This is a genomic window from Syntrophobacter fumaroxidans MPOB, from assembly GCF_000014965.1.
GTDB lineage: Bacteria > Desulfobacterota > Syntrophobacteria > Syntrophobacterales > Syntrophobacteraceae > Syntrophobacter > Syntrophobacter fumaroxidans.
In genome coordinates this window covers 1393545-1418297 of sequence record NC_008554.1, presented here as the reverse complement: position 1 = coordinate 1418297, position 24753 = coordinate 1393545, and the positions used below count along the sequence as shown (strand labels likewise).

20 protein-coding genes are annotated in these 24753 nt (G+C 58.0%); 13 read left to right on the top strand and 7 right to left on the bottom strand.

Annotated features, from left to right (window positions below):
* The first annotated feature begins 37 nt into the window (after positions 1–37).
* From SFUM_RS05935 to SFUM_RS05920, 4 genes are all read left to right on the top strand, one after another.
* The gene (locus SFUM_RS05935; protein WP_011698004.1) at positions 38–640 is read left to right on the top strand and encodes a VOC family protein; all 603 of its coding nucleotides are present in this window, start codon (positions 38–40) and stop codon (positions 638–640) included.
* Between the two features lie 434 nt (positions 641–1074).
* The gene (locus tag SFUM_RS23090) at positions 1075–1230 is read left to right on the top strand and encodes a hypothetical protein (RefSeq protein ID WP_153307203.1); all 156 of its coding nucleotides are present in this window, start codon (positions 1075–1077) and stop codon (positions 1228–1230) included.
* A gap of 380 nt (positions 1231–1610) precedes the next feature.
* Positions 1611–2276, top strand: a complete 666-nt coding sequence (locus tag SFUM_RS05925) for an MBL fold metallo-hydrolase (RefSeq protein WP_011698002.1) — start codon at positions 1611–1613, stop codon at positions 2274–2276.
* A 51-nt stretch (positions 2277–2327) separates the two neighbouring features.
* Positions 2328–3344, top strand: a complete 1017-nt coding sequence (locus SFUM_RS05920; RefSeq protein WP_041439998.1) for a hypothetical protein — start codon at positions 2328–2330, stop codon at positions 3342–3344.
* Between the two features lie 607 nt (positions 3345–3951).
* Here the strand turns inward: SFUM_RS05920 and SFUM_RS05915 are convergent.
* A complete protein-coding gene (locus tag SFUM_RS05915; protein WP_049766301.1) occupies positions 3952–5145 on the bottom strand; it encodes a transporter substrate-binding domain-containing protein in 1194 nt (397 codons plus the stop codon).
* A gap of 549 nt (positions 5146–5694) precedes the next feature.
* On the opposite strand from SFUM_RS05915, the gene SFUM_RS05910 reads away from it, so the two are divergent.
* The 6 genes from SFUM_RS05910 to SFUM_RS05890 all read left to right on the top strand — a co-directional run bounded on the left by SFUM_RS05910 (position 5695) and on the right by SFUM_RS05890 (position 11192).
* Entirely contained in the window at positions 5695–6594 is a 900-nt protein-coding gene (locus SFUM_RS05910; RefSeq protein ID WP_011697998.1) for a CoA transferase subunit A, read from the top strand.
* On the top strand, positions 6594–6773 hold the full coding sequence (locus tag SFUM_RS23465; protein ID WP_011697997.1) for a hypothetical protein: 180 nt from the start codon (positions 6594–6596) through the stop codon (positions 6771–6773). The genes SFUM_RS05910 and SFUM_RS23465 overlap by 1 nt, the downstream gene beginning before the upstream one ends.
* Positions 6774–6809: 36 nt before the next feature.
* Complete coding sequence (locus SFUM_RS05905; protein ID WP_011697996.1) at positions 6810–7592, top strand: CoA-transferase subunit beta; 783 nt, start codon at positions 6810–6812, stop codon at positions 7590–7592.
* A 363-nt stretch (positions 7593–7955) separates the two neighbouring features.
* Positions 7956–9455, top strand: a complete 1500-nt coding sequence (locus SFUM_RS05900; protein ID WP_011697995.1) for an MBOAT family O-acyltransferase — start codon at positions 7956–7958, stop codon at positions 9453–9455.
* A 58-nt stretch (positions 9456–9513) separates the two neighbouring features.
* A complete protein-coding gene (locus tag SFUM_RS05895) occupies positions 9514–10599 on the top strand; it encodes an alginate O-acetyltransferase AlgX-related protein (protein WP_011697994.1) in 1086 nt (361 codons plus the stop codon).
* 326 nt (positions 10600–10925) lie between these two features.
* A complete protein-coding gene (locus tag SFUM_RS05890; protein WP_011697993.1) occupies positions 10926–11192 on the top strand; it encodes a hypothetical protein in 267 nt (88 codons plus the stop codon).
* 20 nt (positions 11193–11212) lie between these two features.
* Here the strand turns inward: SFUM_RS05890 and SFUM_RS05885 are convergent, their stop codons facing one another.
* The 3 genes from SFUM_RS05885 to SFUM_RS21470 form a co-directional block, all read right to left on the bottom strand.
* A complete protein-coding gene (locus SFUM_RS05885) occupies positions 11213–11818 on the bottom strand; it encodes a hypothetical protein (RefSeq protein ID WP_011697992.1) in 606 nt (201 codons plus the stop codon).
* A 7-nt stretch (positions 11819–11825) separates the two neighbouring features.
* The gene (locus SFUM_RS05880) at positions 11826–12470 is read right to left on the bottom strand and encodes a flagellar brake protein (RefSeq protein WP_011697991.1); all 645 of its coding nucleotides are present in this window, start codon (positions 12468–12470) and stop codon (positions 11826–11828) included.
* A gap of 396 nt (positions 12471–12866) precedes the next feature.
* A complete protein-coding gene (locus SFUM_RS21470) occupies positions 12867–13364 on the bottom strand; it encodes a PaaI family thioesterase (protein WP_011697990.1) in 498 nt (165 codons plus the stop codon).
* Between the two features lie 400 nt (positions 13365–13764).
* Between SFUM_RS21470 and SFUM_RS05870 the strand changes: the two genes are divergently transcribed.
* Positions 13765–14214: a PPC domain-containing DNA-binding protein gene (locus tag SFUM_RS05870; protein WP_041439995.1), complete on the top strand. Its 450-nt coding sequence runs from the start codon at positions 13765–13767 to the stop codon at positions 14212–14214.
* A gap of 103 nt (positions 14215–14317) precedes the next feature.
* Here the strand turns inward: SFUM_RS05870 and SFUM_RS05865 are convergent, their stop codons facing one another.
* Entirely contained in the window at positions 14318–15085 is a 768-nt protein-coding gene (locus tag SFUM_RS05865; RefSeq protein WP_150109446.1) for a hypothetical protein, read from the bottom strand.
* An 815-nt stretch (positions 15086–15900) separates the two neighbouring features.
* Between SFUM_RS05865 and SFUM_RS05860 the strand changes: the two genes are divergently transcribed.
* Together SFUM_RS05860 and SFUM_RS05850 are read left to right on the top strand one after the other, a co-directional pair.
* On the top strand, positions 15901–17556 hold the full coding sequence (locus SFUM_RS05860) for a DUF3943 domain-containing protein (RefSeq protein WP_011697987.1): 1656 nt from the start codon (positions 15901–15903) through the stop codon (positions 17554–17556).
* A 1187-nt stretch (positions 17557–18743) separates the two neighbouring features.
* Positions 18744–20162, top strand: a complete 1419-nt coding sequence (locus SFUM_RS05850; protein ID WP_167321320.1) for a DUF4115 domain-containing protein — start codon at positions 18744–18746, stop codon at positions 20160–20162.
* A gap of 71 nt (positions 20163–20233) precedes the next feature.
* On the opposite strand, the gene SFUM_RS05845 is transcribed toward SFUM_RS05850, so the two are convergent.
* Both SFUM_RS05845 and SFUM_RS05840 read right to left on the bottom strand, forming a co-directional pair.
* On the bottom strand, positions 20234–21880 hold the full coding sequence (locus SFUM_RS05845; RefSeq protein WP_011697985.1) for an AMP-binding protein: 1647 nt from the start codon (positions 21878–21880) through the stop codon (positions 20234–20236).
* Between the two features lie 217 nt (positions 21881–22097).
* Complete coding sequence (locus SFUM_RS05840) at positions 22098–24515, bottom strand: PAS domain S-box protein (protein ID WP_011697984.1); 2418 nt, start codon at positions 24513–24515, stop codon at positions 22098–22100.
* Positions 24516–24753: the final 238 nt, after the last annotated feature.

The following is a 24753-nucleotide window of genomic DNA, read 5'->3' as shown; positions in this document are numbered from 1 at the left end:
CGGCCGGAACGCATCGATTTTCGCGGGGAGCGGCGCAATGGCAAAGTATTACGGAATACACCACCTGGCGATGGCAACGGGGGACATGGACGCAACGATACGATTCTGGAGGGATCTTCTCGGAATGCGTCTGGTGGCCGGACTGGGCAAGCCCGGGTACAGGCACTACTTCTTTGAGATTTCACCCGGCCATCACATTGCCTTTTTCGAATGGCCCGGGGTGGAGCCTGTTCCTGAAAGGGATCACGGCCAGCCGGCGGCGGGGCCTGTTGTTTTTGACCATGTGTCATTCGGGGTGGGGTGCGAAGATGATCTCTGGGACCTCCGCGACCGAATCGAAGCTGCGGGCTCCTGGGTTTCGGAGGTGATCGATCACGGCTTCATCCATTCCATTTATTCTTTCGATCCAAACGGAATCCCCATCGAGTTCAGCTGCAGGGTGGAGGAAGAGGACCCGGCGCACATCCCCCGGATGGTGGACTCATCCCCCTCATCGGTCACAAGGGAAGGACCCGGCCCGGTGGCCGGGAAGTGGCCCGCAGTCGTGCGACCGACCCCTCCGGATGAACGGGAGATATTCCCGGGGGAGGGCAGGGAACTCGTCAGCGGGCAAAGAAAAGACTGGTGGCGGAATCCATGAGGATGGGCAGCTTGCGGCCCGGGGCCCGCTTGTGTTCTCTCCCGGCCCCGGGACAGTCTCCGTTGCGCTCCGTTTCAAGAGTTGGAAGGAATCCCGCCTCATTCGGGTAACGAGGGCCCGTAGTCTGCGGACAAAGCAAATCGTCTCGTCGTCAGTCCTGCCGGATTCGTTCCCCGGCTCTTCCAACGCCCATCGAGTGCTGCCTGCCCGCATGGCGGAACGGTTGCCTGACCGTGGGGAAAAAAATGCTCTCCTTCAGTCTCCGAATGTGATATGTGGGCGTGCGAATCTCGCACATCGGGTGAGGTGGTGTGGCAAGGCAGAGGGTCCGTCGGGCGGGAGAAAATCGTGTGCCGCGAACAAGGGGCTGAGAAATGGTTGACCATTTTGCTGATGATCATGGTATTATTAAAGTGGCACAACAGAGGGGCGAAATGGACAAGCCGAAGAAGACGGTCAAGGGATTCACTGTCAACAGGCGATGCGATTCCTGTGGAACGCGGGTTGACATTGCCTGCGACAGGGGGGACAAGTGCATGCTGAAGTGCTCGCAGTGTGGGAAAGAGTATATGTTCTACCTGAAGACCTGATCGAAGCGGCGATGTCTGCGCCGTTTCCTTCCTGCCTGGTTTGACTTGCCCGAGTCTTCCAATGACGTAAACATCCTGCCCGGTTTTCGGGAACACACGACGCTGCAAGGTCCATGGAATTTGGGGAGAAGCCTGCCGGCGAAGACGGATGGAACCTCCGATTGCGCAACAACAGTGCCGGTCGAACTCGGGCGGCGGCGTACCGGTTCCGGATTTCGCCTGAAAAAGTTTGATCTGTCCTTGCGCCATGATTAATTTGACAGCCATCCGTATCGGCGCGGGTTCGCCCCGCCCCGGGCCGGTGGTCAAGTCGATCCGGACATGGGAAGTAACGCCGAAGAGAATCGTTCTTACCGAACCGGCAAGTGAGAAGGGACCTGATGAAGATCACCCGGGAAATCTACCAGGTCGCTGGTGAAGGCCTGTCCGCGGCCGAGGATGCCGCCGCATACCTGATCGTTTTCGGGACGCATGCCGCGATGGTGGATGCGGGATGCGGCTGGAGCGTTGATCGGATCTACGGCAATATTCTCGAGTGTGGTGTGTCCGGGGAACAACTCGAATACCTTCTTCTCACGCATTGCCACTTCGATCATACCGGCGGCGCTGATGCGATCCGGCGAAGGACGGGGTGCAAAATTGTCGCTCATGCATTGGACGCCCCGTTTCTGGAGCGGGGCGACGGCGAGGTGACGGCGGCCGGTTGGTACGGGGCTTCGCTGAAGCCGTTCCCGGTGGACGTGGTTCTGGAGGGTGAAGAGGAGGAGATTCTGCTCGGGGAAAGGAGCATCCGGGCCATACACACGCCGGGGCATTCCCCCGGATCGGTGGTCTACCTGGTGGAATCGGACGGCAAGAAAGTCCTTTTCGGCCAGGACATCCACGGCCCTTTGCATGCGAGCCTTCTTTCGGACCGGGGGAAATACCTGCGTTCCCTGGAATCCATCCTTTCGCTTGAGCCCGACATCCTTTGTGAAGGTCACTACGGTGTGTTCCAGGGAAAGAAAAGAAGCGCGGACTTCATTCGACAATTCCTGAACGATTGAAAGCGGACGGTTCGAGAAGACTGCTTCCAGGCCGGCGGAAAACGATGCGGCATGCGGGAAACCGTTGCCGCCTGCCTGGCGGGGCTCGACGATCGTCCGTTGACGTGTTTCGAGGCACAGCCGATGATGGAAATTCTGCCGAGCGGGATACCGCTGCGGGCGTTGCTCACGCTCCTGACGTGGTCTCTTCTTTCGATCGTATCGATCGAATCGACGGCCGGGGTGCGTCCGGTGTTCTGGTTTCCCGCCGAGGAGCAGTCTCCTGACACCTCGAGAAAGGATAACTTCCCGAGGGAGGTGGAAGGGGACATTGAAACGCTGTTTCGTCACGGGCCTTTTCTGCTGACGGTGAAAAAGGTGCCGGAGGGAGGCCGGTTCAAGGTCGAGGTGAGAAAAGACGGCAGGACGCTGTACGGGGACGAGTCTCATTATACCGCGCCGCCGGTGGATATCGTCGAAGACTTGCCGCACAAGGGATGTTCCACGCTGGTGGCCTATTGTTTCTCGGGTGGCGCACATTGTTGCACGAGGGCTATTCTGTGCACGATCTGCGGGCCGGAGGAAAGCATGACCGTATTCGACCTGTCGAACCTCACCGAATTGATTATTTCCCCGAGGGGATCGGGAGAGCCGCCGGAGGTGAGCCTGCTGGACTACCAGTTTGCCTACTATCATGCGAGGGATGCATCCTTGTGGTTTCCGTTCTCGCAGTCTCCGGCCATGGAACGGTTGCTCGTCTACGGCAACGGCGGCTGGAGGGTGGACAGGCCCGGTGAGAACAAGGGCTTTTATGAGCGGATCATGGCCAGAAACGGTTGCATGGAAAAGGTCCGTATCCCGGCCCCGCGGGCAGAAGGAGAAGAGGCGTTGGAAATGGCCGCTCAGGCAATCGAGTGCGCCTATTATGCCATGATGGCGGGAGAAGACACGGACGTGCCGGGGAAAATCCTCAAGGACCGATTGCCGCGAGCCTGGCAGTCGGAGTTTGTGAGCCTCCTGCAGGATATCAAGCGTGCCGTGGCGGACTTCAGCGCGATCAGAAAGAGCTATAAAAGCCAGGGGAGATGATCCGGCCGGGTCTGCCCGAGTGGGTGGTCACGATCCGGCCTGGGGCATCGAAGCCGTGGGCTGGGCTTAGCCCAGCCGCGTGCCCGAGTCAGCCCACCCTTGATACGAAGTTGCGTTCAAGAGATGGATCTTTCAAGCACAAAAGAGCGGGGGAATGATTCCCCCGCACCCCCCAAGTTTCGGCCACACGCGCAAGCGCGTGAGGCCGAGTGCTCGGCGCTGTCGGCGACTGGCCGAAGGCCGCCGCCGCAGCGCCACACGGAGCCGCGAAGCGGCGAGGGGGTGTGGGGGATACGTCCCCCACGCTTTTAGAGTATCATTTTGAACGCAATTATCCATGCCCCCTGCGACACCCGCGAAGCATGAAAACGGACTCCCGAGGGAGTCTATTTTCTAGGTAAATCCGTATGAGTACCCATCAGCCGGCGTGGACGCCGCGATCCGGCCCACTTTGCCGAGCCCCGGGACGATGGGCCCGAGCGGTCTCGATGAGGCTTTCCACAAAACTGTCCATGACACCGGCGACACCCCGAAGCATGAAAACAGGCTCGCCCGGGAATGGATTTTCCAGGCAACTCTTTTCGTTGAGGAACTCCTCCCGGGCACGCTAGCGGTCTTCAATTTCCCGCATGAGCGGCGTCGTCCTCTCCCGGACGCGCTTTTCCAGTTCATCGCGCGCCCGCCTGAGTTGCTCTTCCGTCCTGATGCGTTTGGCGATCTCCTCGCGCAACGCCTCCGTCTTGCTGTTGACCAGGGACTTGAGAAGCCTGTTCCATACCACCATCGCGGGAAGCAGTACCAGCACGATCGCAAGAGCGGTGAGCACGCAGGCCCGGAAGCTCGTTTTCCGGAACGGCGACGGAGTCTCGAACCGTATCCATTTTCTGTAAATGAGGTCGCGTTCTCTTTGACCGATGCGGGACAATGCCTTCTCGAGGATGCCCGATAACTCGGGCCAGTCGCTCCGCACGGCTAACGCCATCCGGTATGAATATCCTGTGTTCCCGCCGAAATGCAGATTGGAGATGCCCAGTTTCTCAATGTGGTAGACGGCACTCGCAAGATTGGCCACAAAGGCGTCGACGGTGCCGAAGGACACCTGTCTCAAACCCGTGCTCACGTCCGGAACGGGGATCAGTTTGAGCTCGGGGTAGTGATTCACCAGAAAATCATGGTCGGCGTATCCGTCCACAACGGCGACCTTCATCCCTTCGAGCTGCTTGGGCGTCAAGGATTCCGCGACGTTCTCCCGGACGATGATCACTGAGGGAAATTCGATGAAAGGCGAAGTGAACAGCATGTAAACGGATCTTTGCGGCGTCGCGGAGGCGGCGCCGAACATGTCCACGGTCCGGTTCCTGGCTGCAACCAGGATATCCGACCAGTTGGAAATCCTTACGATGTTGAAATCGATGCCGAGGGTGGTTTCGATGATTTTGACATAATCGGCGGCAATGCCGCCGTAGTTTCCCCGTTCATCGAAGAACTCGATGGGCGGGTAATCGGGGTCGGGGGCGAGGTTGATGAGAGGGTGAGCGGCCAGCCATTCGATCTCCTGTGGGGTGAGAAAGCTCCCCTGCGGAGGATCGAATGCACATGCGAACTCCTCGTGGCGGGAGGAAAAATTGCCGTACATGAAGAGCAGACAAGCGGGCAGGATCGAGAGCAGAACATACAGGGCAATTCTGTACTTGAAGAGATGGTTTGTCCTCGGGGGAAGGCTTTCGGATTCCCCGGAGCCGCCGGGATACTTCAGAGACCCGATGGGATGAGGCGCACGTTCGTTGCTGTTTTGAATCATGCTTGCCATTTTCCGGATAGCGCACCTGGGTGAACGCAGGGGTTCCGCCCCGCGTTGCGCACTTGGGAAGAATGCCCGGCGGGTGCGTTCGAAAAGCTTCCGACCGCTCCCGATTTTCACTCGAGGTTGATGGGAAACCTCCATGAGGGATTTCGGCTGATTCTCGAGCGGACTTTAAAACGGGCCTCCGTTCATTGCCGGCATGCATCGGTCACGGTTGATCTTCCATGGCAAGAGGGGACGGGCAATTCAGCCGGAGCGTCACCGTTTGAGCGGCATGGACGATGGATTTGCCGATGGAGGACACGAAAGGCTGCCTGTGGCAAAACATCTTGAAATCACATTCAAAATATTCAAACAGGGAGGCGGCGCATGGCTCAGGGAGGGGGGACCGGACGAACTTGTGACTTGACCGTTTTGAGCCATTCTTGTATACAGGCCATTGTGAAATAAAGCTCATATCAGTTTCCTTAGAACTCGAATGCTCTTTTGGGGAAAAGTGGAGAAGCGAGAGACAGTGCGTATTCAACTTGAAGCCGGAGGTCGGGAATGAAAAACAATGCAAGCTCCTTCATTGGGAAAATCACAAGCCTGGATGAAACATCATTGAAGGTGGGACAGGAACCCTTCTCCTGGTGGGGACCCTCGCCCGAGCAGGCGAGGAAGGTCATGGTTCATAAGTCGAAGGCGTTGAGCGACAAAAGAACCACCATCAAGGATGCCGTCAACAAATACGTCAAGGACGGGATCAACATAGCCATCGGTGGATTCGTTAACACTCGTCCGCCGGTTGCTTTCATCCATGAAATCATCAGGCATGGGGCAAAGGATCTGACACTCTCTTTTCAGTCCAATTCGATCTGCCCCGAGCTGTTGGCCGGAGCGATGCTTCTGTACCCCGATCATCTGTCCATCAAGCGGGTGGAGCTGGCGTGGTGGGGTTATGAAGTGATCGGCATCGCGCCGCTCTTTCGGCATCTGTGCGCCAACGGGATGATCCGCATCGACGACTACACCAACTACGGCATGTCCGCGAGATTCAAAGCGGCGGCGATGGGGCTGGAATTCCTCCCGGTGAGGGATCACGGCGGCGCCGATATGGAGCTCGTGAACCGTGGGATGATGGTTGAGAGCCCCTTTTCGGGAAAGAACTGCTACCTGGTTCCCGCGTGCTATCCGGATGTCGGGCTGCTCAACGTAACCGCTGCGGATATGCACGGAAACTGCCGCATCTTCGGCGCGCACTGCACCTGCCCCGAGATCGCCATGGCCGCCGCCCATACCCTGGTGACCTGCGAGCAACTCATCTCCAACGAAAACATCAGGACCTATCCGAACCTGACGGAAATACCCTACACCGCGGTGGACGCCGTTATCGAGCAGCGTTTCGCGAGCTTTCCCGGGGCGTGCTACGGATTCTACTGGGGTTCGACATGGAGCACATCCTGATGTTCCGAAGCGCCTCCGACGAATTCAGGAAATCCGGAAAGAAAGACGCGTTGAAGAAATACTACGACGAATACGTTTTCGGATGCGAGACCTACGACGATTTCCTCGCCAAGCTGCCCTACAAGACCTTCAAGAAGATAAAAGATCTTGATGGCGGACAGCCGATCATCCTCTCCTAGCCGTTCAAGTGCCGAATCCATAAGGAGGTTTAGACCATGGCCGAATATACGCCGTTTGAAATGATTGCATACACCGGTTCGAGAGTGCTTGAAGACAATACGATCGTGTTCGTGGGGACGGGTCTGCCCATCATCGCGTCCATTCACGCGCAGCTTACCCATGCGCCGGGTCTGGGGATCATATTCGAGGCGGGACCGCTGACGCCGGTCCTGGAGATGGGCATGCCGCTCTCGGTGGGCGACACGCGTGCATGCCGAAAGGCATGCTATCTGAAGGGGTTGAGCTCGGTGTTCGAGCTGACTCAGAGAGGGCACGCCGATTTCGCATTCATCGGCGGCGCGCAGATCGACATGTATGGAAATGTCAATTCGACTTTCGAGGGCGGCACCTACACCAAGGCACAGACCAGGTTCCCGGGGAGTGGGGGAGCGGGCGCCATGGCCGCCAACTGTGAGAAGTCGATCATCATCATGGCACTCGAGCCGAGAAGATTCGTAAACCAGCTCGATTTCGTCACCAGCATCGGCTTCGGAGACGGGGCCGAGAACTACAGGGAGAAAGCCGGCGTCATGGGCTCGGGTCCCTATCGCGTCATCACCAATGAAGCCTTGTTCGGATTCGATGAAGGCACGCGCAGAATGATGCTGCTCGAGGTTGCTCCGGGTAGAACGGCCGACGACATCAAGAAGAAAGTCAGCTTCGATCTCCTGGTTTCCTCGGACCTGAAGGAAATGGCGCAGCCCACGGAGAAGGATCTTCGCCTCCTGAGGGAAGAGTGCGATCCGGACGGATTCTTCCTGGCGAGAAAGCTCAAATAGTCACGCCCCGATAATGTCTCCGTCGTATCCCCGGCCTCGGGAGGCCGGGGATACGACGTGCGCAACGCATCCCGCCTGCCGCTTCGTGCCTCCGTTGTTTTCCGCGCGCCTCCCGCCGGATTGCTGAAGGAAGATGCATGCGTGCGTGAAAAGAACGCAAATCGAGCCGTCCGCGTCAAGCGATTCGAAGACAGACGAGCTTTTCCGAAAAGGAGCGAAACGTGCTTCCCGACTGAAACGTGCTTCCCGACTTGATTGAAGCTTGTTTTTGCACTATTCTGCCCATCGCGCGGCTTTGAACGGGGGTCCCGCTTTTGCGCGGGTTTTTCGGGCATCGGGGCGGAAGTCGCGGAAGAGGCTCTCATGGTTTTCAGCTCCTTGATTTTCCTGTTTTTCTTTCTTCCGGTCGTGCTGACCGTCAGCCTGCTGCTCAGACCTTCGTGGCGCAACGCCTGGCTTCTGGCGGCCAGCTTCTTCTTCTATGCCTGGGGCGAGCAGGGCTACGTATTCGTGCTGTTGTTTTCCTGCCTGTTCAATCATGCCTGCGCCGTCTGGCTGCGACGGCTTGATGACGGCGAGCCGGGGTGGGAGCAAGGGCAGGCCGGGGCGACAAGAGGGGTCCGTGCGCGGGCCCGCAAGGCGGTCTTCGTGGCGGGGATCGCGCTGAACCTCGCTTTGCTGTGCTTCTACAAGTACACCCATTTTCTCCTGGAAAGCATGAGCCCCGTGTTCGCACTGATGTCCGTCGGTCCGGTGCATCCGGACAAGATGCAGGTACCGGTCGGCATATCGTTTTTCACCTTCCATGCCATTTCCTGCCTGTGCGACGTCTACGCCCGAAAGATCGAAACCGGCCGGAGCTTCTGGAATTTCGCCTTGTATTTGTCATTTTTCCCCAAGATCCTGGCCGGGCCGATTTTCCGGTTCAGGGATGCGGCGGCGCAGTTGGTCGCACGGGTTATGACTTTCGAGCAGATCGCCCGGGGGGTTGAACGGTTTATTGTCGGGCTGGGAAAGAAAGTGCTCATCGCAAATCCTTTGGCGCTCGCGGCCGACACGGTCTTCTCCCTCCCCCAGGCTGAGCTTTCCGCCGGCCTGGCCTGGTTCGGGCTGCTCTGCTACACTTTTCAGATATACCTGGATTTTTCCGGCTATACCGATATGGCCATCGGACTGGGAAAGATGTTCGGATTCGAATTCCCGGAGAACTTCAATTACCCGTATTTTTCGCAGTCCGTCCGCGATTTCTGGCGCAGGTGGCACATCACTCTGTCGCAATGGTTCAGAGACTACCTGTACGTTCCCATGGGGGGCAACCGGCATGGAGCGCGCAGGGAATACTTCAATCTGCTCGTGGTGTTCCTGCTCTGCGGATTATGGCACGGCGCGAACTGGACGTTCGTGATCTGGGGCGTTTGGCACGGGTTGTTTCTGATCGCGGAACGAACGGCCTTCGGACGAATGGTTGAGGCCGCCTGGCGACCGCTCCGACAGGCTTATGCCATGGGTGTGGTGATGATCGGGTGGGCGCTCTTCCGGTCCGATGGAATCGCGCAGGCCGGGACCTATATCGCGGCGATGTTCGGGTTTTCGGAGCCGGTTCCTGGGAAATACCCCGTCGCCATGGTCCTCAACCGCGAGGTGCTGCTCGCCCTGGTTGCCGCATCGCTCGTGTCCTTGCCCGTTTGGTCGACCATCCGTGCCCGCGGTTCACACCTTCTGCCTGCGGTCGTCAACTCCGGCAGGGGGACCATTCCGGGTTGGCGGTGCTCGTACGTGGTCTTCCTGGGGATTGTTTTCATGCTCTCGTCGATGGCGTTGATGGGTGGAACCTACAATCCCTTCATCTATTTCAAGTTCTGAAACCCGGAGGTTGTGAAGCTAAGCCCCGGAGCGCTTAGTGTGGCGGGAAACGTCAGGTATGGTGAGAACCCCAACGAAAATCCTTCTGGTCTGCCTGTTGATCCTCATGTGGTTTCCCATGGCGGAGATGAACTTGTGCATCTTCAAGGAATATGAGTATTCCGAGAACCGCGAATTGGCGAAAGAGCCCGAATTGAAGGCGGAACTCTCCGCCCTGAGGCGTTTTCCCAAAGACTGCGAATCCTTTATCGGCGACCATCTCGGCTTTCGATGCAGCCTCATCCGGCTCAACAACATTCTCAGGGTGAACCTGCTCGGAGTTTCTCCGGTGCCCAGTGTCGTGATGGGCAGGGATTCCTGGCTGTTCTACCGCTCGGAGGTCTTCCCGGACGGGTTCACTTTCAATGACCACTGCGGCTTGATCCCGCTCTCCGAGACCGAGCTCGACGCTTTGCGTGAACGCATTGAGTGGAACCATGAGCTGTTTTCAAGAAACGGTATCTTCTATATCGTGGTGATTGTGCCGAACAAGAACACGATCTACGGGGAATTCCTGCCCGAAAGCATTGTAAGGAACGGCAATCCGACGCGGCTCGAACAATTTTCGGAATACATGCGCAATCACTCGCGGGTCAAGGTCATGGATTTGAGAAGGGCGCTGCTCAACGCAAAAAAACTTCATCCGATTTACTACAAGACGGATTCTCACTGGAACGATTTCGGCGCCTATACCGGCTACCGCGAGATTATCGAAGAACTGTCGAGGGTTTTCCCGGGCGTCCGCCCCATATCGATCGAGAACGAAAAGGTCTCGGTGCGCAGGACTTCTCCGGGCGGCGACCTGGCGCAAATGCTGCTCATGGATGATCTCATCGATGAGGACCTGAGTACCGCGTTCGAGATTCAACCCGATACGGGCGGGAGAAAACTGGCCAAGCTGTTCTTCAGGCATGATTCTTTCGGGGACGGTCTCTACCGTTATTTCTATCCCCACTTCCAGAAAGTGGTGGGAGCGGCCCCGTTTGTTCCCTTCAACTACGACAGGATTCTGGCCGAACGGCCTGAGGTCGTTCTCCATGTGTTCGCGGAAAGGTACATTACGCTGGCCCTCCATGACGACTTCTTCTACGAAGGAGCCCCTTAGTTGCTTGCCGGGCGGTCGAAGATTCCACAAAACGGCTGCTCCCACGGTTCGATTCATTTCCGTGCGCCGAAAGATCGACTGAGATCCGTCCAGGGTGAATGCATTGACTGGATTTTTCCCCCGCGAGAGGGTAAGTACCTTCTCATGGGCGTTTGCAGGCGTGGGGCGACGCATTGTTTCGGCATGGGTGAGGCGGCTGGAGAGGCGCGGAGGCCGAAGGGGCTTGGTGCATCTCCGGGGGAGGATGGTTTTCGGCGGCTGGTCCCTCGGGCGATGCCCAAAGGCCGGCCGATCCGTGGATGAGGATGAATGGCGGGGAGTAAAAGATGAGCAAGGAAGAGCTTCTCCTGGAACTCGAAGAGGAGATGAAGCATTTTTTCTGCAAAGGGATAACGGACGACTTCATACGTTTCTCCATGGAAAATGCCGTGGAGTCCTTTGTCCGAAAGGAAGCGGCCCGAATGGGCGAGGATGAGCTGCTCGAGAAGTTCGGCACCATGGAGGATGCCTTCAAGCTGTTCATCGAATTCCTGAGAGGAAAAGGAGTCGGCGGCAAGAAGCTGGCGGATTACTATCGCCGCAAGAATCATTGACGGTTTGCTGCCTCGCGTTCTCACCGTCCGGCGATGCGGCATGCACGCTTGATCCCCTCGCCGAGGCGAAAAAGGGCTTCGATCTCATCGCCCGCGGCGATTTGCATCGCATGGAGGCGCGTGGGGGGAAAACTCTTTTCGAGGTCCGGGCACAGGTAATCGACGCAGAGCATATGGCGGGCGAAAAGGGTGCATCCTTCGGGACCCAGAAAGAAGCAACTGTCGGGTCTTGTCCCGGTCTTCGGCAATTCGACCCCAATGAGCAGGTTGACCACCAGGATCATGGTGTCGATTTTTTCTTCCAGGCCGACACTGCAGCAGCTGCCGTGAGGCTCGATGCGGTCGCACCTGGCGCACGCCTCGGCAATTCCGAGACGTCTCATCATCGCGCGGGCATGGTCCGAACAGTCTCGAAACCGCTGCAATAGTGCCGCAATAGAAGGCCATGCCCGGATCGATTCCCCCCGGTCGGCGAAAAACCGTTGTGCCGTGTCGATCCTTGAGGCCACGGGCTGAGGGTGGTGCGAGCCGCGAACGGTTTCACCCGGAGGATGCGCGTAGTGCTCAAGAAGGAACCCGTCGAAAGAGGACTCCACCCAGCAGTCGCGATTGAATCTGTATTCCATGGGGCGGCTATTTCAAAAGGAAGACGGACGCATCGACAAAATCACTCAGCTTTTCCAGCAATTCCGGATCGGGGTCCTGGAATTGCAGGCCCAGAATGGCATTCCTGCCGTCATGGCGAACGCTTCTCACCTGGCCCTTCAGCTCCTGGGGGTGTGTGTCTCCGGGCAACAGGATCTGCATGAGCAGGTGCTTTTCCATGGGCAGTCTGCGAAGGTCTTCCTCGCTCATCCCCCGGGAAACGAAACGGCATCCTCCCTTGCTGATATCCGTCACATTGCCCTGAAAGACGGTCGCATCCACTCGCGCCGTGGCCGGAAACAGGCAGTCGATCCGTGGGTGGGCCCTCAATTCATGTCGGTCCACGGCTTGCGGGTAGGTGAGGATCAGCAGCGGCAGGGAACGAGAGTGGAAATCGATGATGGAGGATGCAAAGCCGTAAAGGTTTCCGGAATACTCGAAGCTCACCCTGATCGCGGTGCCGGGGAGCAGTTGGTCCTCGAACCCGTCGAATTCAGGAAGACGAGCGATAAGAAAGGCGCCCGGGTCAATCCCGACGAGTCGGCTGCTCAGGCGCGAGGAACCGGAACCGAGCTCGATTTCCATGCGGCTTCCAATTTCAAGCGAAAGACGTTCGCCATGGTTGAGTCTCATAACAACCTCCCTGTGATTCAATACGACAACCACGCTCCGCGGGGCTGCCTCCCGCGCGGGAAGCACGCGTCGCCGCGGGCGCCTCGCGATATGAAACCGAGAAGGAATGAGAGAATGCCTGAAAAATGAGCCCGCGATTCGCCTCCCCGGGACAGTGTCCTCGTCGAGGCTCATCGCCGGAATGATGTTGGTTGCTTCAGTGCGAAACGGGCCGGAAACAAGCGCCAGATCAACATGCTGTCCCAAAAAGGAAAAGCCTGTCCGTGCATTGGGCCGTTAGACCCCAGAAAGGTTCTTCGCAACGGCCGAACAAAGCCGGATCAGGATTGCACCCGTTCCTGCAAAGACGAGGACCGACCCCCGATGCCGCAAACAGGATTGCCGTCGGAAAGACCGTCACAGGTTGAATACGCGTTCCAGTTCGCGAAGCTCTTTCTCATCGGCGATGCCGAATTTCATGGCCGCGTCGATTTTGAAAAGCGCAAAAACACCTTTCCCCCGAGCGTGGACGATCCCGTTTGAATTGAGGAGGAATCCCTCCATCGCGACTTCGCGATCGCTCCTGACCTTCGATATCCTGCCTTCCGCCCTGAGTGTCGTGCCCACGGGAACCGGCCTCAGGAAGTCAACGGCGATGGACTTTGTCAGGACCAGATTCTTCGTCAGGTAGATGGCCGACCAGCCCATGATTTCGTCGAGAATGGTGGACAGGATTCCTCCATGCGCGAAATTCTTCCATCCGACCATGTGATCGGGAATGACGATTTCCGAAAACACCGACTTCTCATCGGTATGGAATATCATCCTCAGGCCGTGGGGATTCTCGGAGCCGCACCCGAAACAGCCATGACTGAGCCTGGTGGGGAGTTCTCTGTATGGTTTCGGTTGATCCATCCATGCCTCGAATCACGGAACGCGCGATATGGTTTTCCGCGAAGCGGACGCCAATCGCTGCCGCCTTCGCCCTTCCTGTTGCAGACAATCAATATATACCCGGATTCTCCCGTGAAAAGATTTTTTTCAACAGACCGTTGAATAAACATGCTCCGGCGGCAAGTTTGTTTTGAGGTGACGTCCTCTCGCGGGGTAGAATCGCCCGGACCACGCGAGTGTCGGTTCGAAAGGGACTGGTTTTGCTTTGCCGGAAAGTCTTCGGGGCCTGCGTATTGAGTTGCCGGAACCGGGGCCGTTTCAGGGGATTCGCTCGGTTCGTGCGACCGCCGCGAGGAATCCGTGCATGGGGTGGGGATCGCGCGGAACCAATCGGGATGACTGTGGAGAGTGGAGGAAACGCATGCAGTACGGTGTTGGGGAAATGGGGCGCATCTTCGTGTTGCGCCTGGAAGAAGGGGATCAGTTGCCCGACATAGTGGAGCAATTCGCCGAGGAACACGGTATACAGCGGGGACTCGTCTTCTACGTGGGGGGCGGAGCCGACGGCAGTCGCCTGGTGGTTGGGCCCCGGGAGAATATGGAACAGGGGATCGTCCCGATGCTGCACACTCTGCGGGGAGTCCATGAAGTGCTGGCCGTGGGGACCCTTTTCCCCGATGATGCGGGAGTCCCGGTGCTGCACCTGCATGCCGCCGCCGGCAGGGAAGACAAGGTTGCCGTCGGTTGCGCCCGCGCCGGCGTCAAGGTCTGGCTGGTGGGGGAAGTCGTCTTGCTCGAGATCGCCGGGATCGAAGGGCGACGGGAAAAGGAAAGGGGTTTCTCACTGCTCAGGTTTTCCTCTGATGAATGACTTTTCCCGGGGCGACGATTGCGCGTGGATTCCGCGGACCGCACGACCGGGGCACCGCGAATGAAGAGGATGCGTCAGGCAGGGAAATCTCCGAGAGGGATGCTCAGCGATTCATGAAGATCACTTTGACATCGGCAAAGCGCTTGACGAACTGCTGGACCGTAGGGGTGAGCTTCTTTTTGAATTCATCCCGGTTGCTGAAATAGAGTACCTTCTCTCCCTGCGTAAGGATGGCGGCGTGAACCCCTCCCTCGCGGTCGATGTGGAGAATTCCCTCTTCCAACGCATCCTGTCGAGGCGCCATGCCAAACCCGTACAGGTCTCCATCCGCGTCGACTCCGACCTTCCCGGACACGCGGAGATTTTCCACCAGTTTCGGGTAGTAGGCTTTCAAGGTGTTTTCGACCGCCTTTCCCAGCTCCGGATGCTCGAGGATGTCCTGGATCCGTTTGCCGGAGAAGGACGCGAGGGCGTCGAAAACACTGGATTGATCTTCCTGCCGGGAGGATGCCGGGGAAGACACGCCGGGCTGGGCGGCGGCCGGGAAAGCCGGCTCGGGTGCGGACGTCGTTTCCCGTTTTTCCACGGGCGTTTCCGGCGGCCTAACCGTCGGTTTCCCGGTGGGGCCAGCCGGAGGAGAACCCCAGGCCCGCAGACCGACGATGGTCTCTTTCATTACCGACACGCTGTCCAGATACACCCTGTTCAACAGACTCTCGAGTCGATCGGCATTCCGGGCGACATCGCGCGCCGCCTCCCTGGTTTCATTCCGGAGCTGAGTGGAAGAACGGTAAAACACGATGGAAAGCCAGATGGCCAAGACCGCCAGGATCAGAGAAGCGAGAGCCGCCACCAGCGAAATGATGTCCATATGATCTCTCGAAGTGGTATCGGTTCGTTCGTTTCCCGCAGTTGCCGCGATCGCTGTGCCGGGGGGGCCTTGAGTGCCCCGGGGACCCGGTGGTCCGGGCGGCCCCGGGTCGCCGCGGGGGCCTTGCATGCCCGGGGGACCGGCGGGCCCCTGTATCCCCCGCTCGCCCGGCATTCCAACTCGGTTCCAGGACAACGGGGTTTCAGACCGCTTACATTGTTCCGGACCGCTGACGTAGCGTACCGTGCCCGTGTGCTTGTTCGAACAGGCATGGATGATGTCTTCGGCGAGTTCCCCCCGGGCGATTCCAAACGAGACCAGAACGGAAAAGAGAATAAGGGCGGAAATCGGCCTGTGCATAATCCATCTCTTTCATTCATCGGCGGGAGCCGCCGGTCGCCTGGAAAGGGGGTGTCAATCGGTTCAAGTGTGCATAAAATGTCACACTATCGTTAACAGGTAAACTCTTTTCCTATCGTCCACGGAAAAACACGCAGTCGTGCCCCCTGCAGCCCCTGTCAGGCCGCCGCGAACCGTCGATTCCGATTCGCACGGACGGCGCATGAGAAAAGCCCGGGTCGAGCCTCGCTCTGCAACCGGGCGATCCCGCCTCCGGCGCGATCCGTTACAGGGCCGAATACCGCACGTGCCCCGCTCCCCCTCGTTGAACGTTGCCGTCAACTTGTTTGCAAAGGAACATTCGTTCTGATATATACTTTCCGCTGCACTCGTCAACGGTTATGGCGCCCGCCGGTCGGATACCGGGTACCTGTCGGCTGGAGCCTGAACAGGCCATTCATGGATGAGGATTCCGCATGGATAAGGATAGGTCGTCGGTGGGAATCGCGGGAAGACGAACCGTTTGTATCTTTGTCGTCCTGGCAGTGGTCGTTGCGGGTTTATGTATTTCGAACAGAGCCTTGGGGCAGAATCGGGATTCCGTGCCGGGGTCACGGGCCGTAGAGGCCGCGGGCAAGAGCGAGACGACTCCGTCCGAGGGGAAGCCCGAATCAGGCATGACCCTGGAGCGGGGCCGCTCCGTTTACACCAACGCTCAGCCGTTGCACAAGAACTATTTCCGGACGGGCCTCGAAACCGCCGCTTTTCTTGCTATAGCAGCGGGTTACTATTACGGGACTCTGGAAGACCGCCGCTGGTATGAATACACCATTCCGAAGGGCACGTTTGAGGCGCGCTTTGAAACGGGCGATGCCTACAGGCTTGACAACAACGACTGGGACAGCAACGTAGGCCATATCGCCGCCGGGACCGGCTATTATCTGTTGGCCCGTACCAATGACCTCAGCCTCACGGAGTCCTTTCTCGTTGCCGCCGGTGCTTCGACCTTCTGGGAGTTGTTCGGTGAGTTGCGGGATGAATTCAGTATCAACGACGCCATCATGACCCCCATCGGCGGTTTTGCCATCGGTGAACCCATGTTCCAGCTGGGGGAGTTTTTTCAGCACAGCGCTCCTTCAATTCCCAACCGGGCTCTGGGATTCCTTTTCGGGCCGTCCGCGGCCATTCATCGCTGGCTGGACAATACCACGCCCAAGGCTCCCGAGAATGTCGACAAGTACTGTCTGACCACCGACGCCTGGCATCGCTTCCGGGTTTTTGCGGGCGGGGGCGGCAGCTATTCGCCGGACGCCGACAAATTCCGCTCCGAAGCTCAAATGGGCTTTGATTTTGAAGTCATAACCGCGGAGAAATTCGGCAAGCCGGGCGAGGCAAGCATCAACTACCTGGACGGGGTGTTCAACGAACTGGCGTTCCAGGCGGCCCTGGACGGCAGCACCCTGGTCGATCTCAGGTTCTTTTCCAAGACGGCATTCCTGGGCCATTATGAACAATGTATCTCCATGGACAAGGAATCGCAGACTCTGCGGGGAACCAGCCTGTTTGTGGGCCTGAGCAGCGCATTCGAATACTACAACCATTCCTTCATAGGGATGAGAAGAGAGGACAGGCAGGCGATCTGCGACCTTGTGGGGCCAACCCTGATCGCGGATTTCTACCGTTGCGGTCTCCATGTCCGGGCCACCGCGGAACTGTATCCGTCCTTTTCGATGGTGACGCCCGCTGCGGGGGCGCTGTATGACGAGACTCACAATATTTCCGGCGTAAAGAGCGTTTATCGATTCGAAAGCTATTACTATGCCCTGGGCGCGACCGCCGGCGGAAGAGTGGAAATGGAATACGGTCCATTCGGTCTGGACGGTCGTGTCCGATACCATTACTTCGACTCCATTGACGGTCTCGACCGCTTCGAGGACTCGCGGGTGACCGACGATATCGAGTTCCAGGACCAGCGCCTGGGGCTCCAGCTGACGTTGTTCTACGCCCTTCCCATCGAGAACTTCAAACTGGGGCTGAGCGCGGAGAAAATCTACCGGTGGAGCGACATCGACACCATGGCCTGGAGCGGCGACGAGACCAGGTTCTTCGGCAATGTCGTCTTCGAGTTCTAACGCCGGGTGCGGGCTCTATGCTCTCCGCACGATGTTCTGATATCCGATGGGTTCCCGGTGCCGCTCCGATCCGGGGGGGGCGTCCGAACAAAGCTTCAATCCGCTTAAATGCCCCGTGATGCCGGCTTGCCCGGGGAATGGATTCCCGGCGCATGTATTGTCATGCCTCACGGGTGACGCCGACGCCATGCCCGCTGCAACTCCGACCGAATGCATGCGCACTTTCCTGAAAAATATTCATAACTACATGAAGATACGGGTTATTATTTCCTGCAAGGGGTGAACGTCCGCACGCCTTGGGGGCGGGCGGGTCTGGAGCAGCTTCGGCACGAGGCCTGCAATACGGCAGGACTTGTGGAAAGCAATGATAAATTTTTGTTGAAATTTATAAATTACCGATATTTAATTTAGCAGCACCAGGCCGTTGGACATGTCAAGCGGATTTCGTGGAACAGACTTCGGGGACTGTGGTGCAAGCCGGGCGCCTGATACAAGAGCGTCAAATGGACAAACCGGTCAAGGATACGAAAGGCGTGAGACAGATGTCGGAGCCCCTAGAAGGAAGACGCGCGGGTGAGGAGAAAAGACTCTGCCCGAGATTCCTGACCGCCGACGGTTTGACCAATACAGCCGAGCGGTGGCGCCCCACGGGAATTCTTATTTGCAGGACGGAGACATCTCGGAGTGTGCCCGATGTGGAGAAGTCCGCCTCGGGGCAGGCCGATTCCCGCGGGAAACATGCCCAAGCCGGGCCTTTTGAGAAGATCAGTGATATGTATATCATTGATTTTTCGGAAAAGGGTGCGCAAGTCTATTTTGAGTGCGACAATCAGGCGAGAATCCTGACCAGTGAATTTTTCCTTCAAGTGGGTATCACCAGGGTTCCTGTTTGCCCAAGCTGGTATCAACTGTCTCCTAATGGAAACACCGCTGGTTTTGAATTCAATCATCAACCGGAGCACAGCTGTGATCTTGCACATTTACTGGTTTATTTGAGTGATGATCTGTTAAACTTTTTGATCAATGAACACATTCCGTCATTGACTCCTCTGAACAGCCAAGTATGCACCTATGCTTATCTGAGTATATTCTATAACTTAAGGCTGAAATTCCTTGAATGTATTGCTTTGTTTAACAAAGCCAGGGAACGTGTTGAGCAGTTCGTAAATTCCCATCATCATGAAGAGATGATGCACATATTCCTTGAGTTTGAGAGCTTGAGATCGCTGCATCTCAAACAGGCGAGGGCTTTATCCAAAGACAAGGATCCGAATGCCACGCTGGAACCTTTTGTAAAACCATTCCGGGAGCTTGGGTGCGGTATATCCTGGAAAGCTCAACAGCTCCGGTTTCACGAAAGCGACGTATTGAGTGTTCTTGCAGACTCCATCGTTTTCTGGGACTGGAAAGTCCATCCCTCCTGTGGGCTTGCCGAACGCGTGAAGCCTGCCCACGATGCGTTCATGGCCCTCAGAACCATTTTGCCGGGCGTGTTCGAAGGCGAAGCGTTCGACAACCAGTTCGACTACTATAGCTTTTTGATCCGTTCGACAACGCGGCTCAAGAACAGGCTGATCGACCTCGTGTCGGCTCCTATGTCCAGTGTGGAGACCGCGAGGGTGAGGGGCAGGATGCCGGAGCTCCTCGCTTCCCGGGAGTCCGACCGGGTTCCTGCGCTGGGCACCATCCCTCGGTTGATGGAGAAGGGGCGGTTCGAAGAAATCGGGACTCCCGCCCTGGAAGAAAAGCTGGTCGAGGCGTACGGACAGAGCCTGGGTGTGGAACCAGCCTCCGGAGAGGGGGACATCACGGTCAAGGGGCTTCAGCTGCCTTACGGGCAAAGTATTCCTCCGCCACGGGTCGGGCCGGGTCCCATTCGGCCGTACAAGTATCTCGCCGTCCTTCTTGCGGCAGTCGTGGCATTCGCCGTCGCAGGCCTTCTGAGCCGGCCGGGGATGCAGGTTTTTTGGAAAAGCCGGGATGTCGGCACGGACCGCGTGAGCACGCGGACAGTTCCCTCCGATGCCGTGCCGCAAGAGGCGCCGCCCCGGGAGTCTGAGGCCGGGAACGGCGTGGAGGCGAAAGTCGAGAGCGGTGTGCAGCCGAGTGTTCTCCCTTCCGATACGGTTCCCGACTCGGTGTCCGAGTCATTGACGGGGGACATCTCCGGCGGGGAGCCCGAACGTGTGGCGGAGGAGGGGGGCGGGAACGAGGCGCCGAAGCACGAGGCTGCGGCCGATGCCGCGCCTGCCGATTCCCGGGAGGCAGCTCTTCCCGCAGGTGAGGTTGTTGAAGAGCCGTCGCCGGAAACCACTCCGGCTGCTCCCTCGCGCAAGGAGTTGGTGCACAGATTCGAGATCGAAGCAGGCCAGAAGTGCTGGATTCAGGTGAAGATCGACGGCGAGAAGGCCTGGAGCGCCATGATGAAGCCCGGTGACCGATTCGACTGGGAAGTGAAAGAGCGGATCGACATCCTGGTCGGGAACAGCGGCGGGGTTCGAGTGAAGTGGGATGGTCAACTGCTTGGCCAGGTCGGCATGGTGGGCCAACCCGTGCGGTTGACTCTCCCCAATCCCCAGCTGATTTCAAAGGTCAAAGCGGACTGATCCCGTTGCGGGGTCTCCCACCGGAGCCTGCGCGTTCCCGCCCATGCTGCCGCCTCGAGCGCAGGTTCTTGTCAGGCGTCCGGAAACAATCGCGCCGCCTCCTCCCTCAGCTTGAATTTCTGGATCTTGCCGCTTGCGGTCATGGGGTATCCGTCCACGAAGGCGACGCACTTCGGGATCTTGTATCGGGATATCTTGCCACGGCAGAAGTCGATCACGTCCTGGGGCGAGTAGGAAGAACCGTCCTTGAGGATGACGAAGGCGCACACCTCCTCGCCATACTTCGCGCTCGGAACTCCGACCACCTGGACGTCGCGAATCCCTTCCATCCCGTACAGAAATTCCTCGACCTCTTTCGGGTAGATGTTTTCTCCGCCGCGAATGATCATATCCTTGTGCCTGCCCGTGATGGCCACGTACCCATCCTTGTCCATGACGCCAAGGTCGCCCGAATGCAGCCAGCCCTGTTGGTCAATTGCCTGCATGGTGGCTTCGGGCATGTTGTAATACCCCTTCATCACGATATAACCCCGGCAGCAGACTTCGCCCGGTACCCCAAGGGGAACCGGGGTGCGAAGCTCGGGATCCATGATGCACACTTCAACCCCCGGCATGGCGCGACCGACCGTTTCGCAGCGCTTGCGAATGTCGTCGTTCACGCGGGTCTGGGTCATCCCCGGGGATGATTCCGTGAGCCCGTAGACGATGGTGATCTGTCTTGCGTTCATCTTTTCGATGACCCGGTTCATGATCGGGGCGGGGCAGGGGGACCCCGCCATGATGCCGGTCCTCAAGGAGGCGAAGCTGAACTTGGGGAAAAGAGGGTGGTCCAGGATCGCGATGAACATGGTTGGAACACCGTAGATCGCGGTGCATCGCTCCTTCTCCACCGCGGTCATGGCCGAAACAGGATCGAATCCCTCGAGAATGACCAGGGCGGAGCCGTGATTCACGGCGGCCATGACGCCGAGGGAACACCCGAAACAGTGGAACAGGGGAACGGGGAGACAGATGCGGTCCTCGGGGCCGAAGAGCTGGTTTTTCCCAATCCAGTACCCGTTGTTGACGAGATTGAAATGGGTCAGCATGACGCCCTTCGGAAAACCGGTGGTTCCCGACGTATACTGCATGTTGACAACGTCGTGCACGTCGAGTTCCTCCTGCCTGGCCCTGTACTGCTCGTCATCGGTCATGACGCTCAGCGCCAACACTTCGGCGACGGAATACATTCCTCTGTGCTTCTCATGGCCCAGGAAGAAGACCCGTTTTAGATGAGGGAACCTCGAGCTGCTGAGGTATCCCCTCTGTTGAGTCTTGAGCTCGGGGAGGAGATCGTAGAGAGTGAGAACGTAGTCGGTGTCTCTGAATCCGTCGATGATGAAAATGTTCTCGCACTCGGACTGTCTGAGCAGATATTCAAGCTCGGCGGTCTTGTACGCGGTGTTGACCGTCAGCAGCACCGCTCCCACTCTTGCCGTGGCGAACTGCAAAACAACCCAGTAAGGGACGTTGGTCGCCCAGACGGCCACCTTTTCGCCCTTTTTCACCCCAAGCGCCATGAGGCCCTTGGCCACCTTGTCCACCAATTCTCCGAATTCGCGATACGTGAGCCTGAAGTCGCGGTCCTCGTAGACGATGACCTCATTGTCGGGAAATCTCTCTATCGCACGGTCGAGAAGCTGTCCCAGAGTGGACGACTTGAACTCGAGTTCCTCCATGTGTTTCCCCTTTCTGATCAGATGTTCCGGCGGTCCTCATGCACCGAAGGCGAAGTCGTGCCGGGTACGGTCCGCTGAGCCGCATATCCGGTCCGGGCCCGAAATAGGCAGTGGCTGCAAAAGGGCCGCATGCGGGCAAAGCCGTCCTGACGGATCGCGCCATGCGGCGGAAAGCGTTGCAGGACCTGGCTTTCCACGAAGGATTGGTCGAAAGCGTTCAGGAAACGGGCAGATCCTTGGAAATCGTTACAAAAAACGAGGCTCCGCCGTTGGGGACCGGCTCCATCCAGACTCTTCCATTGTGCTGCTCGGCGATTTCCCTGACTATGGTCAGGCCCAGGCCTGCGCCTTCGACCCCCTTGGAGGTCTCCTGCCGTTGAAACACCTCGAAAATTCTCTCCGAATCGGCCCCCCTGAGCCCCCTGCCGTCGTCGGCAACGGACAGAATGTGACAGTCTTTGCCTTCCTCGTACCCGATTCGGATTCTGCTCAGGTGCTCGCCGCCGTACTTGAGCGCGTTGTCGACGAGGTTCCTGAATACCCTCAACAGGGAGAGCCTGTCAGCCGTGACCACCACGTCGGACTCGGGCAGCTCCCAATCGATCCGACGGTTATTGAACTGCACCGAAAACTCGTCCCGGAGCATGGCGAAAATCTCCTTGAGGGCAATCCTTTCAAACGATAGCCGCGCCTCTTTCGTTGCGATGTAGACGTTGATCTTGTCCACAAGCTCGGCGATGTGCTCGGACACTTTGAGGATTTGGCTGCAGTAACTCCTGCTCTTTTCATCGAGGACATCCCGCGTCTGCCTGTGGAGGCGCTTCGCGATGCCGTGGATTCCCACGGCGGGGCTCTTGAGGTCGTGCGCAACCGAGTAGGCGAAAAGCTTCAACCGCTCCTTCGCCCGCCTGCGCTCCTCTATTTCGACCTTGAGCCGCTCGTTTGCCCTTGCCAGTTCGGCGGTGCGCGCTTCAATCAGGTGCTCGAGGCCGTCTCGATATGCACTAAGCTCCCGTTCCACGCGTTTTCGCTCGGTGATGTCCCTGACCACTCCGCATATGACTTTTCGGCCTGCCAGCTCAAACGTGCTCGACGAGATCTCCGCCGGGAAAACCGTCCCGTCCTTTTTTCTGTGCGTGCGGAGCGGAACTTGTATCCCCACCCCGGAGAGCGTCTCCTTGATAACGACATCCGACTCGTCGGGTTCCGCCGTGATGTCGCGGTAACTCAGATCGAGAAATTCCTCACGCGAGTAGCCGTAGAGGCTCAGGGCCCTCTCGTTGACGTCGATCAACCGGCGGCTGTCCCCGTCGCAGACGAGAATGGCGTCCGACACCGTTTCGAAAAGCTGCCGGTATTTCTTCTCGTTCTCTTTGAGTGCCTCCTCGGCGCGTTTGCGGTCCGAAATATCCCGAATGGACTGGATAAAACCGATGATGTTCCCGTCCCTGCCGATGAGCGGAGCCGCCGTGGACCAGAGGTAAGCCCCTTTGCCCCGGTAGGCCCCGGGGACGTAAGCCTCGCCGTAAACCGTCGTGCCGATCCGCTTCACGAAATCATACCTGCTTTCGATTTCAGGTTCCTCGGCCATCACGAGATCGATGAGCATGGGTCTCCCGTTACCATAAAACGCTTTGGCATATGCGTAGTCACCTTTCCCCAGGATGTCGCTCTTCCGGACCCCGGTCATTTCTTCGATGGCGTGGTTCCAGTACGTCACCTTTTTGTCCCGGCCGATGACCAGGGTTGCGTCGGGCAGGAATTCAATGATGTCCTGAAGTTCCTGGTGGGCCGCCTGGAGCGCGAGCTCGGCTTCTTTTCGGTCGGTTATGTCTCGTATCACGCCCACGATGAATTTATTGCCGAAGCTGTCCGTGTAAAGGCTCTTTTTCGTGACGATCGTGCGGGTGCGTCCCTGGCCATCCGTTATCTGTTCCTCGTTTTCGTTCTCCTCCCCGGTTTCGAAAACGGCTTCATCCTTTTCCCAGAAGATGTCCACCTGCTCCTTGGGGAAGAAATCGTAGTCGGTGCGGCCGAGGATTTCCTCGCGCGTCCTGCCTGCAAGAGCGCACTCGGCGTCGTTGACCAGGATCAGCCGGTGGTATCTGTCCTTTACGAATATGGGGTCGCTGATGGAAGCGACGATCTTTCCCAGAAATTCCCTGGACTCCCGCAAGGCCTCCTCCGACTGCTTCTGCGCGGAGACATCCTCGAAGAGGCCCACCGCTCCCATGAATCCGCCGTCGTCGGTGTTCACTCGGCTGAACATGGCCCTGATGGGGGTTACTTTGTTTGCGGTCACGGACCGATAATCCCCTTCGAAATAGTTGGGCTCTCCCGAGAGGCCGGCGATTACCGCGGCTCTCATCTCCTCGTTGCGCAAGGACGTGGCCATATTGAATCCGAGGAGCCGTTCCCTGGGAGCTCCCACGATTTCGAGGAAACGCTCGTTGCAGTCCACGATCAGTCCGTCGCAGTCGAAATGGACGATCCCCAGCGGGGAATAGTTGAAGATCATCCGATAGCGTTCTTCGCTCTTGCGCAAAACTTCATTCGTTCGCCTGCGCGCGAGCGCATCCTCTTCCAGCTCGCGGACTCTGCCCGCCAGCTCTTCATAGCTCGGTTTCTGACTCACCGAAACTTGCCTCCGTTGATCACCACGGCAGAACTCCAAAGGCGAAAAGCCCCGCAAAATGGTCCAAGCTGCCGGGATTCGTATGAAGCCTGTCTTGGGCGTTCGTGTTTACCGGAACTCTGAGGGGGTGAAGCCGTTATAGGCGTTCGTCCGTATGTTGGGAAACCTTATAGCACCAAAGGAAAGAATTTGGAAGGATGGAATTGTGAAAAATAATGCAATGCTCGCCCGAAAGGAT

Excerpts from the sequence above, each read along its gene's own strand:
- SFUM_RS05935 (WP_011698004.1), top strand. The coding sequence starts at position 38 with ATGGCAAAGTATTACGGAATACACCACCTGGCGATGGCAACGGGGGAC.
- SFUM_RS05900 (WP_011697995.1), top strand. The coding sequence starts at position 7,956 with ATGGTTTTCAGCTCCTTGATTTTCCTGTTTTTCTTTCTTCCGGTCGTG.
- SFUM_RS23090 (WP_153307203.1), top strand. The coding sequence starts at position 1,075 with ATGGACAAGCCGAAGAAGACGGTCAAGGGATTCACTGTCAACAGGCGA.
- SFUM_RS05915 (WP_049766301.1), bottom strand. The coding sequence starts at position 5,145 with ATGATTCAAAACAGCAACGAACGTGCGCCTCATCCCATCGGGTCTCTG.
- SFUM_RS05870 (WP_041439995.1), top strand. The coding sequence starts at position 13,765 with ATGCAGTACGGTGTTGGGGAAATGGGGCGCATCTTCGTGTTGCGCCTG.
- SFUM_RS05910 (WP_011697998.1), top strand. The coding sequence starts at position 5,695 with ATGAAAAACAATGCAAGCTCCTTCATTGGGAAAATCACAAGCCTGGAT.
- SFUM_RS23465 (WP_011697997.1), top strand. The coding sequence starts at position 6,594 with ATGTTCCGAAGCGCCTCCGACGAATTCAGGAAATCCGGAAAGAAAGAC.
- SFUM_RS05850 (WP_167321320.1), top strand. The coding sequence starts at position 18,744 with ATGATGCACATATTCCTTGAGTTTGAGAGCTTGAGATCGCTGCATCTC.
- SFUM_RS05895 (WP_011697994.1), top strand. The coding sequence starts at position 9,514 with ATGGTGAGAACCCCAACGAAAATCCTTCTGGTCTGCCTGTTGATCCTC.
- SFUM_RS05880 (WP_011697991.1), bottom strand. The coding sequence starts at position 12,470 with ATGAGACTCAACCATGGCGAACGTCTTTCGCTTGAAATTGGAAGCCGC.
- SFUM_RS05890 (WP_011697993.1), top strand. The coding sequence starts at position 10,926 with ATGAGCAAGGAAGAGCTTCTCCTGGAACTCGAAGAGGAGATGAAGCAT.
- SFUM_RS05920 (WP_041439998.1), top strand. The coding sequence starts at position 2,328 with ATGCGGGAAACCGTTGCCGCCTGCCTGGCGGGGCTCGACGATCGTCCG.
- SFUM_RS21470 (WP_011697990.1), bottom strand. The coding sequence starts at position 13,364 with ATGGATCAACCGAAACCATACAGAGAACTCCCCACCAGGCTCAGTCAT.
- SFUM_RS05925 (WP_011698002.1), top strand. The coding sequence starts at position 1,611 with ATGAAGATCACCCGGGAAATCTACCAGGTCGCTGGTGAAGGCCTGTCC.
- SFUM_RS05885 (WP_011697992.1), bottom strand. The coding sequence starts at position 11,818 with ATGGAATACAGATTCAATCGCGACTGCTGGGTGGAGTCCTCTTTCGAC.
- SFUM_RS05905 (WP_011697996.1), top strand. The coding sequence starts at position 6,810 with ATGGCCGAATATACGCCGTTTGAAATGATTGCATACACCGGTTCGAGA.
- SFUM_RS05860 (WP_011697987.1), top strand. The coding sequence starts at position 15,901 with ATGGATAAGGATAGGTCGTCGGTGGGAATCGCGGGAAGACGAACCGTT.
- SFUM_RS05865 (WP_150109446.1), bottom strand. The coding sequence starts at position 15,085 with ATGGACATCATTTCGCTGGTGGCGGCTCTCGCTTCTCTGATCCTGGCG.
- SFUM_RS05845 (WP_011697985.1), bottom strand. The coding sequence starts at position 21,880 with ATGGAGGAACTCGAGTTCAAGTCGTCCACTCTGGGACAGCTTCTCGAC.